The 15,128-nt window shown below is 62.6% G+C and carries 14 protein-coding genes; 3 read left to right on the forward strand and 11 right to left on the reverse strand.

The features are described 5' to 3' along the window. Positions 1-108: 108 nt before the first annotated feature. The 5 genes from urtE to urtA all read right to left on the reverse strand — a co-directional run bounded on the left by urtE (position 109) and on the right by urtA (position 5,917). Positions 109-804 carry an urea ABC transporter ATP-binding subunit UrtE gene (gene urtE / locus AC0L17_RS19670; RefSeq protein WP_023801155.1) on the reverse strand — a complete coding sequence of 232 codons (696 nt, stop codon included), beginning with the start codon at positions 802-804 and terminating at the stop codon, positions 109-111. A gap of 70 nt (positions 805-874) precedes the next feature. Then, the gene (gene urtD / locus AC0L17_RS19675; protein WP_236392412.1) at positions 875-1,621 is read right to left on the reverse strand and encodes an urea ABC transporter ATP-binding protein UrtD; all 747 of its coding nucleotides are present in this window, start codon (positions 1,619-1,621) and stop codon (positions 875-877) included. A 3-nt stretch (positions 1,622-1,624) separates the two neighbouring features. Next, positions 1,625-2,869, reverse strand: coding sequence for an urea ABC transporter permease subunit UrtC (gene urtC, locus AC0L17_RS19680; protein WP_473517064.1), 1,245 nt, complete (start codon positions 2,867-2,869; stop codon positions 1,625-1,627). Next, positions 2,866-4,482 carry an urea ABC transporter permease subunit UrtB gene (gene urtB, locus AC0L17_RS19685; protein WP_473517065.1) on the reverse strand — a complete coding sequence of 539 codons (1,617 nt, stop codon included), beginning with the start codon at positions 4,480-4,482 and terminating at the stop codon, positions 2,866-2,868. The genes urtC and urtB overlap by 4 nt, the downstream gene beginning before the upstream one ends. Positions 4,483-4,606: 124 nt before the next feature. Next, positions 4,607-5,917 (reverse strand): urea ABC transporter substrate-binding protein, encoded by a 1,311-nt coding sequence (gene urtA / locus AC0L17_RS19690; protein WP_473508514.1) that lies wholly within the window; start codon positions 5,915-5,917, stop codon positions 4,607-4,609. A gap of 292 nt (positions 5,918-6,209) precedes the next feature. Here urtA and AC0L17_RS19695 point away from each other — a divergent pair, with 292 nt between their 5' ends. Then, positions 6,210-6,605: a hypothetical protein gene (locus tag AC0L17_RS19695; RefSeq protein ID WP_473517103.1), complete on the forward strand. Its 396-nt coding sequence runs from the start codon at positions 6,210-6,212 to the stop codon at positions 6,603-6,605. Between the two features lie 66 nt (positions 6,606-6,671). Here AC0L17_RS19695 and AC0L17_RS19700 read toward each other — a convergent pair whose 3' ends face one another. From AC0L17_RS19700 to AC0L17_RS19710, 3 genes are all read right to left on the reverse strand, one after another. Beyond that, positions 6,672-8,243, reverse strand: a complete 1,572-nt coding sequence (locus AC0L17_RS19700) for a GMC family oxidoreductase (RefSeq protein WP_473517066.1) — start codon at positions 8,241-8,243, stop codon at positions 6,672-6,674. A 46-nt stretch (positions 8,244-8,289) separates the two neighbouring features. Beyond that, a complete protein-coding gene (locus AC0L17_RS19705) occupies positions 8,290-8,838 on the reverse strand; it encodes a gluconate 2-dehydrogenase subunit 3 family protein (protein WP_473517067.1) in 549 nt (182 codons plus the stop codon). A gap of 79 nt (positions 8,839-8,917) precedes the next feature. Then, entirely contained in the window at positions 8,918-9,313 is a 396-nt protein-coding gene (locus AC0L17_RS19710; protein WP_091593678.1) for a VOC family protein, read from the reverse strand. 257 nt (positions 9,314-9,570) lie between these two features. On the opposite strand from AC0L17_RS19710, the gene AC0L17_RS19715 reads away from it, so the two are divergent. Further along, on the forward strand, positions 9,571-9,876 hold the full coding sequence (locus AC0L17_RS19715) for a ribbon-helix-helix domain-containing protein (protein WP_077384009.1): 306 nt from the start codon (positions 9,571-9,573) through the stop codon (positions 9,874-9,876). On the opposite strand, the gene AC0L17_RS19720 is transcribed toward AC0L17_RS19715, so the two are convergent. Beyond that, the gene (locus AC0L17_RS19720) at positions 9,873-10,583 is read right to left on the reverse strand and encodes a purine-nucleoside phosphorylase (protein ID WP_128183088.1); all 711 of its coding nucleotides are present in this window, start codon (positions 10,581-10,583) and stop codon (positions 9,873-9,875) included. The genes AC0L17_RS19715 and AC0L17_RS19720 overlap by 4 nt on opposite strands. A gap of 188 nt (positions 10,584-10,771) precedes the next feature. Next, positions 10,772-13,342 (reverse strand): cell cycle histidine kinase CckA, encoded by a 2,571-nt coding sequence (gene cckA, locus AC0L17_RS19725; RefSeq protein WP_473517068.1) that lies wholly within the window; start codon positions 13,340-13,342, stop codon positions 10,772-10,774. 368 nt (positions 13,343-13,710) lie between these two features. Between cckA and AC0L17_RS19730 the strand changes: the two genes are divergently transcribed. Next, positions 13,711-14,457, forward strand: coding sequence for a hypothetical protein (locus tag AC0L17_RS19730; RefSeq protein ID WP_473517069.1), 747 nt, complete (start codon positions 13,711-13,713; stop codon positions 14,455-14,457). A gap of 85 nt (positions 14,458-14,542) precedes the next feature. Here AC0L17_RS19730 and dksA read toward each other — a convergent pair whose 3' ends face one another. After that, complete coding sequence (gene dksA / locus AC0L17_RS19735) at positions 14,543-14,959, reverse strand: RNA polymerase-binding protein DksA (protein WP_006202025.1); 417 nt, start codon at positions 14,957-14,959, stop codon at positions 14,543-14,545. Positions 14,960-15,128 lie beyond the last annotated feature (169 nt).

Here is a 15,128-nt window from a genome sequence, read left to right on the forward strand (position 1 = left end):
CCCCCACCCCCCCGCCCCCCCCCCGCCCCCCGCCCCCGCCCCGCCCCCGCCCCCCCCCCCCCCCCCCCCCCCCCCCCCCCCCCCCCCCCCCCCCCGAAGGGATGAACCCTACACCGTAAGAAACTTCCTCACATCCGCCCGGTCGAGATCCTCGGCCGGGCCGGTGTGGACGATCAGGCCGCGGTCCATGATGTTGACTTCGTCGGCCAGTTCCCGGCAGAAATCGAGATACTGTTCGACCAGCAGCACGGCGATATCGGCCTGGTCGCGCAGATAGCGGATGGCGCGGCCGATATCCTTGATGATCGACGGCTGGATGCCTTCGGTCGGCTCGTCGAGCACCAGCAGTTTCGGCCGCATCACCAGTGCCCTGCCGATGGCAAGCTGCTGCTGCTGGCCGCCGGAAAGGTCGCCGCCGCGGCGCGCGAGCATCTGCTTCAGCACCGGGAACAATTCGAAGACGTGGCCGGGAATGTTGCGGTCGGCCCGCTTCAATGGCGCAAAGCCCGATTCGAGGTTTTCCCGCACTGTGAGCAGCGGGAAGATCTCCCTGCCCTGCGGCACGAATGCGATGCCCGACCGGGCGCGATCATACGCCGCGCTCCGGTCGAGCGCCTTCCCCTCGAAGGCAACACTTCCGCTCGTCAGCCGGTGGTGGCCGACGATCGATCTCATCAAACTGGTTTTGCCGACGCCGTTGCGGCCGAGCACGCAGGTGATCTTGCCGGCGCCGGCCTTCAGCGAGACGCCACGCAGCGCCTGGGCGGCGCCGTAGTGCAGCGTGGCGTTGGAGACTTCGAGCATGGTCAGCGCCTTCTCCAGCGCCTGAAGAACGAAAGATCGAAATGATGGAACGGAACGCGCCAGACCATGATCATCTCCCCAGATAGACTTCGACGACACGCTCGTCGGCCGAAACGAAATCGAGCGAGCCTTCGGACAGCACCGAGCCTTCGTGCAGGCAGGTGACCTTGACGCCGAGCTCGCGCACGAAGTGCATGTCGTGCTCGACGACGATGACCGAATGGTCGCGGGCAATATCCCTGAGCAGCCGCGCGGTCTCCTCGGTCTCGGCGTCGGTCATGCCGGCGACCGGTTCGTCGACCAAAAGCAGCTTCGGATCCTGCGCCAGCAGCATGCCGATCTCGAGCCATTGCTTCTGGCCGTGGCTGAGATTGGCGGCAAGCTCGTCGCGCTTGTCACCGAGCCGGATGATGCCGAGGATGTCGTCGATCCGCCGCGCCTCCGCCGCCGATCGGCGATGGAACAGTGCCGGGAAGATCGAGCGTGGGCCCTTCAGCGCCAGCATCAGGTTGTCCTCGATCGTGTGGCTTTCGAACACCGTCGGCTTCTGGAATTTCCTGCCGATGCCCATCATGGCGATCTCGGCCTCGTCATGTTTCGTCAGGTCGACCTGCCCGTCGAAATAAACCTCGCCCGCGTCGGGGCGCGTCTTGCCGGTGACGATGTCCATCATCGTGGTCTTGCCGGCGCCGTTCGGACCGATGATCGCCCGCATCTCGCCCTTGTCGAGCACCAGCGACAAATTGTTGATGGCGCGAAAGCCGTCGAAGGAAACCGAGACGCCGTCGAGATAGAGGATGGTGTTGCTCTTCGGCATTGCTCACTCCGCCGGCTGCGGTTCGGGGCCGGATGCGGACCAGTCGCCCGGCGTTCTCGCAGCCGAGCGAACGATCTTCGGCGGTGGCGGGACGTCAGGATCGGTGCCGGCCTCCCCAATGGTCGGGTCGGTGATCGAGGCTGCGCGCAGCGCCCTGGCATTGGCGCGCCAGGAATCCCACATGCCGACAATGCCCTTGGGCAGGAACAGCGTGACGGCGACGAACAGCCCGCCCAGCGCAAACAGCCAGAACGCCGGCAGCACGCCGGTGAACCAGGATTTTCCGGCATTGACCACGAGCGCGCCGATGATCGGCCCGACGATGGTGCCGCGCCCGCCGACGGCCGCCCATACCACGACCTCGATCGAATTGGACGGCTCGAACTCGCCCGGATTGATGATGCCAACCTGCGGCACATAGAGCGCGCCGGCAATGCCGGCCATGACAGCCGACACGGTGAAGGCGAACAGTTTGACGTTTTCGGCGCGCCAGCCGAGAAAGCGCGTGCGGCTCTCGGCGTCGCGCACCGCCATCAGCAGCTTGCCGTATTTGGAACCGACGATCGCCCAGGTGACGAAGACGGCGAGCGCCAGCGTGACGGCGCTGGCCGCGAACAATGCCGAGCGTGTCGCATCGGCCTGCACGTTGTAGCCGAGAATATCCTTGAAGTCGGTCAAGCCGTTGTTGCCGCCGAAACCCATGTCGTTGCGGAAAAACGCAAGCAGCAGCGCATAGGTCATCGCCTGGGTGATGATCGACAGATAGACGCCGGTGACGCGGCTGCGGAAGGCGAACCAGCCGAAGACGAAGGCGAGCAGGCCAGGCACTGCAAGCACCATGATCGCGGCAAACCAGAAATGGTCGAAACCGTACCAGAACCACGGCAATTCCCCATAATTCAGGAACACCATGAAATCCGGCAGCAGCGGATTGCCGTAGACGCCGCGCGAGCCGATCTGGCGCATCAGATACATGCCCATCGCATAGCCACCGAGCGCGAAGAAGGCGCCGTGGCCGAGCGAAAGGATGCCGCAATAGCCCCAGACGAGATCGAGCGCCAGGGCGAGCAGCGCGTAGCAGAGATACTTGCCGGTGAGCGCGACGACATAGGACGGCACGTAGAACGCACTCGTCGGCGAGACCACAAGATTGAGCAGCGGCACGATGATGGCGACCGCCAAAAGGATGAAGATCGTGATGGCGATGCGGCGGTCGGCGCCGGCGGTGAAGAAGCGTCCGGTGATCATGCTTCCACCGACCTGCCCTTCAGCGCGAACAGGCCGCGCGGGCGTTTCTGGATGAACAGGATGATGAGGACCAGCACGACGATCTTGCCGAGGACCGCGCCGGCATAGGGTTCGAGGAACTTGTTGACGATGCCGAGCGAGAAGGCGCCGACCAGCGTGCCCCAGAGATTGCCGACACCGCCGAAGACGACGACCATGAAGCTGTCGATGATGTAGCCGCGGCCGAGATTGGGCGAGACATTGTCGATCTGGCTGAGCGCCACACCGGCGATGCCGGCAATGCCGGATCCCAGGGCAAAGGTCAGCGCATCGACCCACGGCGTCCTGATGCCCATCGAAGCGGCCATGCGGCGATTGGCGGTGACGGCGCGCATCTGCAGGCCCCAGGAGGTGCGCTTCATCACATAAAGCAGCACCGCGAACACGCCGAGCGCGAATACCAATATCCAGAGCCGGTTCCAGGTCACCGCAAGCTGGCCGATATAGAACGAACCCGACATCCACGACGGATTGCCGACCTCCTGGTTCGTCGGCCCGAAGATGGTGCGCACGGCCTGCTGCAGGATCAGCGAGACGCCCCATGTCGCCAGCAGCGTCTCCAGCGGCCGGCCGTAGAGAAAACGGATCACGCCCCGCTCGATGACGAGGCCGACGAGCGCCGCGACCGAGAAGGCGAGCGGCAGCGCGATGACCAGCGACCAGTCGAACAGGCCGGGAAAGGAGGTTCGGATCACCTCCTGCACGACAAAGGTCGTGTAGGCGCCGAGCATCACCATTTCGCCATGCGCCATGTTGATGACGCCCATGACGCCAAAGGTGATGGCGAGGCCGATCGCCGCCAGCAGCAGCACCGATCCGAGCGAGATGCCGTACCAGATGTTCTGGCCCGCATCCCACAGCGCCAGCGTCGAATTGATGTTGGCGATCGCCGCCGTCGCCGCGTCCTTGACCGCGCCTTCGGAATTGGCCTCGACGGCGGTGAGCAGGGACAGGGCGTTGCGATCGCCGCGCCCGCCAATCAGGGCGACCGCCGCCAGTTTGTCGGTCTCCGGCCTGTCGGACACCAGAACCGATGCGGCGCGGGCCTGTTCGAGCAGCGCTTTGACGCTTGCCACGGTCTCGCTGGCGATTGCGGCATCGAGCGGCTCGATGTTTGTCGCGTCGGGCGTCCTGAACATGGTGTCGGCGGCGGCAATGCGCGCGGCCGGATCTTTTGCGCCGAGCGTGAGCGTGCCCAGCGCATCGCGGATGGCGCGGCGCAGCGTGTTGTTGACCTTGATCTTGGTGATCCCGCTTTTGGCCGCGTCACCGGATTTTTCACCGCTCAGCGGGTCGAGCAGCTCAACGCTGCCGCCAGCTGCCTTGCCGATGAAAACCAGCGAATCGGCCTTGCGGACGTAAAGATCGCCCTCGGCAAGCGCGCCAAGCGGACGTTCGACGGCAGTATCACCGGTGGCCGCCAGCTCGCGCACGACAGCTTCGGTGGCCGAGAAATTCGAGGCAGTAGCAAATTTGGCGATGATGGCGCGCAGATCCGCTTCGGCAGCGTTCGACGGCGACAGCATCCCCAGGAGGAGCAGCAGCGTCAGGCCGATCGCGCGGGTGAGGATCATCGATTTCTGCGATTCTTGAGGGTTGAAACTTCGCGTCCGGGCGAACTGGAGGAGAGGACGAGTTCGCCCGGACGCGTCGCGGTCCAGGTCGTGGAGAAATCCACGACCGTCAGACCCGGGAGGATCAGTTGGTTCCCTTGCCGCCGCATTTGCCGGTGGCGACATTAAAATTGCCGCAGGACAGAGGCGCGCGCCAATCGGAAATCAGGTCCTTCGAATCGGCCAGATAGTCGGACCACTCGTCGCCCATCACCAGGCCAGGCGTCTGCGAGACGGTCTCGAACTGGCCATCGGCCTGGATTTCGCCGATCAGCACCGGCTTGGTGATGTGATGGTTCGGCATCATCGTCGAATAGCCACCGGTCAGGTTCGGCACCGAGACGCCGATCACGGCGTCGATGACCTTGTCAGGATCGGTGGTGCCGGCCTTCTCGACCGCCTTCACCCACATGTTGAAGCCGACATAATGGGCTTCCATCGGGTCGTTGGTGGTGCGCTTGTCGCTCTTGATGAACTTGTGCCAGTCGGCGATGAACTTGGCGTTCTCGGGCGTATCGATGCTCTGAAAATAGTTCCAGGCGGCGAGATGGCCGACGAGCGGCGCGGTGTCGAGACCGGCAAGCTCTTCCTCGCCGACCGAGAAGGCCATGACCGGGATGTCCTCGGCCTTGACGCCCTGGTTGCCAAGCTCCTTGTAGAACGGCACGTTGGCGTCGCCATTGACCGTCGAGACGACGGCGGTCTTCTTGCCGGCGGAGCCGAACTTCTTGATCGCCGCGACCTCGGTCTGCCAATCGGAGAAGCCGAACGGCGTGTAGTTGACCATGATGTCTTCGGCAGCGACGCCCTTGGCTTTCAGATAGGCTTCGAGGATCTTGTTGGTGGTGCGCGGGTAGACGTAGTCGGTGCCTTCAAGCACCCAGCGCTTCACCGAACCGCCGTCCTCGCTCATCAGATAGTCGACAGCCGGAATAGCCTGCTGGTTCGGCGCTGCGCCGGTGTAGAACACGTTGCGCTCGCTCTCCTCGCCCTCATACTGGACGGGGTAGAACAGGATGTTGTCGAGTTCGCTGAACACCGGCAGCACCGACTTGCGCGACACCGAGGTCCAGCAACCGAACACCGCCGCGACCTTGTCCTTGGAGATCAGCTCGCGCGCCTTTTCGGCGAACAGCGGCCAGTTCGAAGCCGGATCGACGACGACCGCTTCGAGTTTCTTGCCGAGCAGGCCGCCCTTTGCATTCTGCTCTTCGATGAGCATCAGCATGGCGTCCTTCAGCGTCGTCTCCGAAATCGCCATGGTCCCCGACAGCGAGTGGAGGATACCCACCTTGATCGTGTCGTCAGCCGCCCTGGCCGGGACGCTCATCAGCAGGCCGGCCGTGACCGCGCCTGCCGAAAACATTTTTGTTATTGTCGAGAAACTGCCCCGCATATTTCAAAACTCCCTGACTGGTTGATCGCATCGCGAACAGACCATGCAACGGCTGTGCCAACCGCAGGAGCAAAATCAAGCGGGTCTGGATTTCCTAACCCTATCAGCCGTTTAATATATTAGCCGCCAAAGATAAGCGCCGCTGCCGGTGCTCTGCTTGAGAAAAAGTCCCCCGCTATCGCCCAATTTTTGATCACTCGCGAATTAATGCATGAATTTTGAGCAAAAGACGGCGAACCGTTGCGGCGCTGCAGGAAAATGGGGCAGGATCGATCTTCAAGAGAGCGACCGCATGACCTCCAGGATTTCTCGCATTTTCAGCACCATGCTTCTGGTTGCGGCAACCGGCAGCGCCCGCGCCGACTTCACCGATGGCAAATTGCCGGACGGCACCTATCACTGCGAAGTCTATCTGCTTGGCATGTTCCTCAGCCTTGGCGAAATCACCGTCAAGGGCAATGTCTATAGCGGCCCGGTGAGCTTCGGAACCGCCCGGCAGGGCTACAACTATCAGATGAATGCAAATGGCGAGATCACCTGGTTGGGCCCGTTGGGCGGCTACACGACCGGCGGCAACTCGATCTCGCTCACGCAAGCCACCCTGGACGGTCAAACCAGCCCGTCCTTCGACATCATCATGAAGCAGCCTGACGGCGCCTTCACCGCCTCGACCTGCACGAAGCGTTGAACGGCCGGCAAGAAGAAGCGCGAAACCTTGTGAGGTTCCGCGCCAGCAGCAGTCGGGAGGCTATGGCTAAATGCTTTTGGCCGACATTTGTCCGGCAATGTACTCGGCCTGACGGATCGCCAGCGACACGATCGTCAATGTCGGATTTTCAGCCCCGCCCGTGGTGAACTGGCTGCCATCCGACACGAACAGGTTCTTGATATCGTGTGCCTGGCCATGCTTGTTGACGACGCCGTCGGCCGCCTTCTCGCTCATCCGATTGGTGCCGAGATTGTGGGTCGACGGATAGGGTGGCGTCGGGAAGGTCCGCGTCGCCCCGACCGCCTCGTAGAGCGCCGAGCCCTGTTTGTAGGCGTGGTTGCGCATCGCCGTGTCGTTGGCATGGTCGTCGAAATGGACGTCCGCCACCGGCATGCCGTGCTCGTCCTTGATATCGGCATGCAGCGTGATGCGGTTTTCCTGGCGCGGCATGTCCTCGCCGACGATCCACATGCCGGCCATGTGGTCGTAGCGGTCGAGCGCCGTGGTGAAGGAACGCCCCCAGCCGCCGGGATTGAGGAAGGCGGCCATGAACGGCAGGCCGAGCGACAGCGTCTCGAGCTCGTAGCCGCCGACGAAGCCGCGCGAGGGATCGTTGCGGGCCTCATCGCGGATGATACCGGCCATGGTGGTGCCGCGATACATATGCACCGGCTTGTCGAAGATGCCGTAGACCGAGCCGGTGGTGTGGCGCATGTAGTTCTTGCCGACCTGCCCCGACGAATTGGCAAGGCCGTCGGGAAACTGGCTCGATGCCGAATTGAGCAGCAGCCGCGGGCTCTCGATCGAATTTCCGGCGACGGCGACGATGCGGGCCTTCTGTTCCCTCAGTCTGCCGTCCTTGTCGGCATAGACGACGCCGGTTACCTTGCCTGATGCATCGTGGTTGATCTTGATGGCCATGGCATTCGGCCTGACCTCGAGATGGCCGGTCGCCTCGCCCTTGGGAATTTCGCTGTAGAGCGTCGACCATTTGGCGCCCCATTTGCAGCCCTGGAAGCAGAAGCCGGTCTGCTGGCAGGCATTGCGGTCGTCGCGCGGCTCGGAATTGATTGCCATCCGGCCGGTGTGGCACTCCTTGTAGCCGAGCTTGTCGGCGCCGGCCTTCATCACCTTGAAGTTGTTGTTGCCGGGAAGGCCCGGGATGTTGTTGGTGAGCGTCACGCCGAGCTTGTCTTCGGCCTTTGCGTAGTAGGGCTCGAGCTCGGCAAGCGTGATCGGCCAGTCGAGCAGGTTCGCGCCTTCCAGTTTTCCGTAGGTCGAAAGCGTTTTGAATTCGTGCTCCTGAAAGCGCAGCGAGGCGCCCGCCCAATGCGTGGTCGAGCCGCCGACCGCCTTGACGATCCATGCCGGCAGGTTGGGGAAATCCTTCGCCACCCGCCAGTCGCCCGAGGTCGTGCGCTTGTCCGTCCAGGCGAGTTGGGCGAATGAATCCCACTCGTCATTGATGAAATCCTCGTATTCGTGACGGGCGCCCGCCTCCAGCATGACGACATCGACGCCCTTCTGCGCAAGTTCATTGCCGAGCGTGCCGCCGCCGGCGCCCGAGCCGATGATGACGACCACGCCGTCGTTGTTGAGATCAAATGGTGCTGCCATGGTTTCCTCCCATGATGTCTGTTGTGCGCGGTTGCGACGACGGGGCTCAGAGCCACTCGATGTCGTCGAACCCGCGCGCCATGTAGCCGCCCTTGGAGTAGGATTCGCCCTCGTAGCCGAAAATCGGCCAGACCTCCTTCTGGTTGTAGAGGCCGACGACAAGCCCGCCGCGGACGGCCTGGAAGAACGGCGTGTCCTCGATATCCCTGAGCACCGCAACGCGCTGCTCCTCCCAGCCGAGACCGGTGTAGCCGTCCTTGCCCGACTTCAGGTCGAGATCGGCGATACCCTTTTCGATAAGGTCCTTGTGGGCAGGGTCCTTGCCGGCCTGCTCATCGTGCGCCTTGACGGCGAATGCGTAATATTTGTCAGGCACTTGGTCGTGCGGGTAGATGTCGCGCGCCATCTGGATCAGGGTCGCCATGGTTTCGGGCTTGAGCGCGGATGTTTCGAGACCCCAGGCATGTTCCGGGCTGATGACGGCACTGCCTGAAATGACCAGCAGCGCGCCGACACCGCCGCGCTTCAGTAGCTCGCGGCGCGATAGAACTGGCTTCGTTTCATGGACCGGCTTGCTCTCATAAATTGTGACCAATTGTTCCTCCCTTGCTTGCTGTCTGCACCCGAAGGCGCCCTGGCTGGCGCCGCGCTGGCCGGCGCGGCCGTCGTATCTCCTATTTGAACCGGCCCTGACGCTGCAGAACCTCGATCTTGTAGCCATCGGGATCCTCGATGAAGAAGAAGCGTGCGAGCAGCGCTCCGTCGCGGTTGAGCTCGACGATCTTCTTCGGGATCAGGCCAAGCGCGCCGAGCCGGTCATGTTCGCTGTCCAGATCGGCGACCGAAACCGCGAGATGGCCGTAGCCGTCGCCGAGCGCATAAGGCTCCTGGCGGCCCTTGTTGACGGTGATCTCGACCTCGAGCTCCGCCTCGGCATTGCTCAGATAGACCAGCGTAAAGGTTTCGAAATCGAGCCGTTCGGCGACGTCCAGTCCAAACGCTTTCCGGTAGAAGTCGACGGACCGGGCCTCGTCGAGAACCCGGATCATGGTGTGGATCGCCTTCGCCAAATGACACTCCGTGCGGTAAGCGCGATGTGCGCGTCGGCGTGATTATGCGCGGGTTGCGGCAAACGTGGTGGCAGCCGATTACCACGCGCTAATCTAACGACGGGGAAAACCGCCTAAGGACGAAAGTCCGATTGCTGTTTTCCGCTTTCCAGCTGAAGATAATTGGCCACGACAAGGCACTGCCAAAGGCGCGAATCACTGCTGATTGCGCCCAAAATCAATAAGAACGGCCAGATCAATAAGAACGGGAGGTAACGATGTGCAGGGTTTTTGCCGGGCAGGATCCGGAGGGCTACCGGCAGATCAACCGGTCGATTCGTATCGACGGGCATTCGACCAGCATCCAGCTCGAGGCGACGTTCTGGGCATTGCTCGACGAGATCGCCGACAGCCAGGGCCTGACGACGCCGAAATTCATCTCGAAGCTTTATGACGAGGCCATCGAGATCAATGGCCAGATTCCGAACTTCGCCTCGATGCTGCGCACGACCTGTGCTCTCTATCTGCGCGGCCATCGGCCCGGCATCGAAGAACACACGGCGCCGAAGCGGCAGGCAGCTTAACTTTCGATCGCGACATCGAGCGCCAGGCGGGTCATATCGGTGAAGAGCGCCTGACGTTCGGAATAATCGGTTTGCTCGCCAGTCACCACATTGTCGACGACAGTCAGCATCGACAAAGCCCTGGCGCCGAAATGCGCGGCGATGCGATAGAGCGCGCTGGTCTCCATATCCACGGCCAGCGCGCCCTGTGCCTGCGCTTCGGCGAAGCGGTCGCGCCCCTTGGGGTGATAGAATATGTCGCTGCAGATGGTCAGTCCGGCCTGATGTTCGATGCCGATTTCGGCAGCCCGGGCCAAGGCTTGGGAAACCAGATCCGGATCGGGTCCGGCATCAGCACCATAAAGCCCAAAAACCTGGCCGCTCTCGGCACTTTCACCCCGCACCGCTTGCGAGATCACTAAACTGCGCAGTTTGACTGCGGCAGTCAGGGCACCACAGGTACCGGTGCGGATCAGTGTCCTCACGCCATGGAAGTCCAGCAATTCATGGGCGTAGATCAGGAATGACGAGACGCCGATGCCGGTGGACTGGATGCTGACGGGCTTGCCGCGAAACAAGCCGGTAAAGCCGAGGGCCTGCCTTCGACGGTTGACGCAGCGCGGCGCCTCGAGAAAGGTTTCCGCCATCCATTCGGCACGCTGCGGATCGCCCGGCAACAGCACTGTTGCCGCATAATCACCCTTGCCTGCCTCGTTGTGCGGCGTCACGGCATGCTCCCCCAAAACCCGCCGTCTGTTTGGCCCCATAATCATGGCAGTCTCACGCCATTTCGCAAGTGCGAATTAGTGAGCCCTAAAGCGCGTCGCATTGACCGGTCTCATGCGGCGCGTTTTAGGTTGTTGTTTTTGTGCATGTCGTGATCGCAAAACCGCTGCACACTTTTGCGCGACATGCATTAAGATTCCAGCACGTCCTTGACGATTGTGGCCAGTTGCTTGAGCGAAAACGGCTTCGGCAGGAAACCGAAATGCGCGTCTGCCGGCAGGTTCTTGGCGAACGCGTCCTCCGCGTAGCCGGAAACGAAGATGAATTTGATGTCCGGCTGCCGCTTGCGCAATTCGCCGAGCAGCGTCGGCCCATCCATTTCCGGCATCACCACATCGGAAACGACAATGTCGATCTTGCCGCCGAGCGCCTCGAAGATTTCCAGCGCCTCGACGCCCGAGGACGCTTCGTGGACGGTGTAACCGCGCGACGTCAGCGCCCGCATGCCGCCCATGCGCACGGCATCCTCGTCCTCGACGAGCAGCACCGTGGCCGAACCTGACAGGTCCTTGGCTGCGTCGGCGACCTTTGCCGGTGCAGCCGGCGCCTCGCCGGGCTCGCCTGCCGTTCTCGCCTCAGCGACGTAGCGCGGCAGGAAGATGCGGAACACCGATCCTTTGCCGACCTCGGACTCGCAGAAGATGAAGCCGCCTGTCTGCTTGATGATGCCATAGACCATCGACAGGCCGAGGCCGGTGCCCTTGCCAACCTCCTTGGTGGTGAAGAAGGGTTCGAAAATCTTCTTGAGCACTTCGGGGGCGATGCCGCTGCCGGTGTCTTCAACTTCGACCACCACATAATCGGCAGGCGCAAGTTCGCGGTAGGGAAGGCTCTTGCTCTCCTGTGTGGTCACGTTGCGGGTGCGCACGGTGAGCTCGCCGCCGTTCGGCATCGCGTCGCGCGCATTGACCGCCAGATTGACCACCACCTGCTCGAACTGCCCGATGTCGACCTTCACCGGCCACAGATCGCGGCCATGATCGACCTTCAGCTTGATGTCGTTGCCGACCAGACGGGCCAGCAGCATCCGCAGATCGGCAAGCACGTCGGTCAGGTTGAGCACCTCCGGCCGCAGCGTCTGCTTGCGCGAGAAGGCCAGAAGCTGCCGCACCAGCGAGGCCGCCCGGTTGGCGTTCTGCTTGATGTTCATGATGTCGGGGAAGGACGGGTCCGACGGGCGGTGGTTGGTCAACAACAGGTCCGACGCCATGATGATGGCGGTCAGCACATTGTTGAAGTCGTGTGCGATGCCGCCGGCAAGCTGGCCGACCGCCTGCATCTTCTGGCTTTGCGCCATCTGGCCCTCGAGCGCCTTCTGCTCGGTGGTCTCGACGGCGTAGACGATGGCCGATTCTTCGGCGCCCTCGCCGGTGCCGTCGGCAACCGCGTTGACGTAGAAGCGCATGTGCCGTTCTTCATTGCCGGGCAGCAGCGTATCGATCGGTTCGATATCGGCCTGCCGTTGTCGCGCTTTTTCGAACGCCGCGGCAAAGGCGGGGCGGTCGCGCTCATGGATCACCGTGTCCAGCCGCACGCGCCGATCGACCGCGTCCCCGTCGACGACGGAGGAAAACAGCGACAGGAAAGGCGCGTTGGTGCGCAGGATGCGCCCGCGGTTGTCGACAGCCGCTATTGCCATCGGCGTCGAATTGAAGAAGCGGGTGAAGCGGATCTCCGAGGCGCGCAGATCGGCGGAAGCGTCCTCGCCTTGCGTCCGGTTGAGCACGATGGTGCGCGTCGGACCGTTGGCGCCCTCGCGGCTGGCCGAAACCCGATGCATGAAACGCACGGGCAGCGCCTCGCCCTTCACTGTCGTCAGATCGAGATCGATGACCGCATTGCGGGTGGTGCCGGGATCGGCCTTGACCGAGCGGACCAGCGCCATGCCGTCGCCGGCGACGATCTCCGCGAGCGTGACGGCACCAGGCGTGAAGCTCGTCAGGTCGATGCCGAGCCACTCCGCAAGCGTGGCGTTGATGTAGGTGACGCGGCCTTCCTGGTCGGCCGAAAAGAAGCCGGCAGGCGCATGGTCGAGATGGTCGATGGCCTCCTGCAGATCAAGGAAGAAGCGCTCCTGCTCGGCCCGTTCTTTCGAGATGTCGGCGAGTTGCCAGGCGAGCAAGGGCAGCCGCTGGCCCGGAACGCTGAATGCGCGGGCGCGGACACGGTACCAGCGCGCGCCCGGCTCGGCGCCGGGTCGAATGGATTGGGCAAGGCGAAACTCACCGTCGCCGGGCTGGCCGTCGCGCAGGCCGGAGGCGAGCCGGTATATGGTCACCGAGGCCTCGGGAACATCGGACAGCAACCCTTCGACGGTCTTTAGATCCGCCGCAGAAGCCGCGCCCGTCATGTCGGCATAGGCCCGATTGGCGTAGACGACACGACCCTTGGTGTCGGTGACCAGAAGGCCTTGCGACATTGAATCGACGAAGGCCTTCGACAGCTCGTCACTCGTCGAGCGCGGTGTGATCTGCACGAAGCCGATGGCGGTGGCGAACAGGAAGCCGACACCGATCATCGCCAGCACGCCAAGCATTCCAAGCAGGAATGGATCGCCAAGACGTTCTCGGAAAAGGCCGAAAACGATCGCCGCCCCTGTCAGCACAACGATGAAGACGATGAGCCGGGTGACCGCGCCCGGTCGCGTGTTCTGGTCGACGATCGGTACCGGATAGAAATCGCCGCGCGCTTCCTTGGCCATGTGCCCCCTGCTCGTGAATTCCGGTACTTGCCCTGCCCGGTTGAATCACATTCTCAGGGTCCGGAAAAGGCCTTGGCGGCAACTGTCCGCTAAAAATGACACCCGTTCGGCGCCTGGTGCGGCGAATCCGAAATTCGCATCATTCCTGGTCCGACGCGAGCGAATTTCGGATTCATCACGCCAGCAACTTGCTGAAAATCCAGCGTCGTGGATTGAAGTGGGGACGCTGACGCCCTCAATTCGCAGGAGCTTGAAATCCACAAAATGGGTGTTTCAAGCTGTTCACGAAGCGCGAAACGTAACTTGCAGTCGCGTACCGCAACAGTCTAGTGTCGCGTCTTCTTCGAAAGCTGATTTTGGGTGCACCAATGCTGCAGTGGCTGGATAGCGTGGCGGGTCCCGGTTATGCCGCGGCAATCCTGTGGACCTTTGTCGCGCTTGTCCTTGTGGTCATCGTTCTCCTCATCATCAAGCTGGTCCGCAACCTGACCTTTGGAACATTCGTTGCCGGCGGCAGGAACCGCAAGACGCGGCTGGCGGTGATGGACGCCACCGCAGTCGACAGTCACCGCCGGTTGGTGCTGGTGCGCCGCGACGATATCGAGCACCTGCTGCTGATCGGCGGCCCGACCGACGTCGTCGTCGAACGCGACATCAGGCTGTCGGCGCTGCGCCGTCCTGCACTGACCGGAGATGGCGGCGGCCATCAGCCGGCACCGCCGCCGCGCGCGCCGCAACCGGCTCCCGCGCCAGTGAGGCAAGCACCGTCTCCGCCGCCGGCAAGCACGGCCCCAACGCCTGTCCGGCCGCATCAGCCCGCGCCGGCGCCGAGGCCAGCAACGCAAAGCCCTCAATCGGCGACCATCACGCCGCTGCCCGCCTACACCAATGCCGTTCGGTACGCGCCATCGCCGGCAAGACAGGATTCCCCGGCAAAGCCGAATTCCCCGGCAAAAGAGGATTCCATCGACGATACGCTGATGAGGGAGCTCGAGGTCCCGTTTGATGACCCGCACCCCGCCAAGCCGGAGAGCAAGCCGGCGGCGAAAGCGCCGTCGTCTCTCGATGACGAGATGACGAAGCTTCTCGGCGAGTTGTCCAGCCAGAAGCGATAACCGGCCAACAGCCAACAAAAAAATGGCCGGAGACCGGCCATGACAAATTCGCTATTGGCTGCGTTTTAGACGCTTCGCCCGTGCTTCAGTCGTCGCGGTAGACCTTCTCGCGGCGTTCGTGACGCTCCTGCGCCTCGATCGACAGGGTCGCGATCGGACGCGCATCGAGCCGCTTCAGCGCGATCGGCTCGCCGGTTTCCTCACAATAGCCGTAAGTGCCTTCATCGATGCGCTGAAGCGCAGAATCGATCTTTGAAATGAGTTTCCGCTGGCGATCTCGGGCACGAAGTTCGATGGCGCGGTCGGTTTCCGAAGAGGCGCGATCGGCGAGATCGGGGTGGTTGGCGTTTTCCTGCTGCAGGATTTCGAGAGTTTCGCGCGCTTCGCGCAGTATGTCGTTCTTCCAGGTGACGAGCTTCAGGCGAAAGTAGGATTTCTGCCGCTCGTTCATGAACGGCTCGTCTTCGGAGGGTACGTAATCGGCGGTAACGATGTCGTTCATTCGACTCACCCAGACAGCCCCAAATTTGGCGCCTATATATTCACGGACCGAATGCTGCACAAGCGCAATCGACGACTGATTCACGCAATTGTTAATCTCGGCCAATACGCCATGGGCTGCATCATTCGCATGAAGGGCGCGACCGAATTCGCGTATGATTCGTTAGGTT

This window comes from Mesorhizobium sp. WSM4829 (assembly GCF_055811475.1).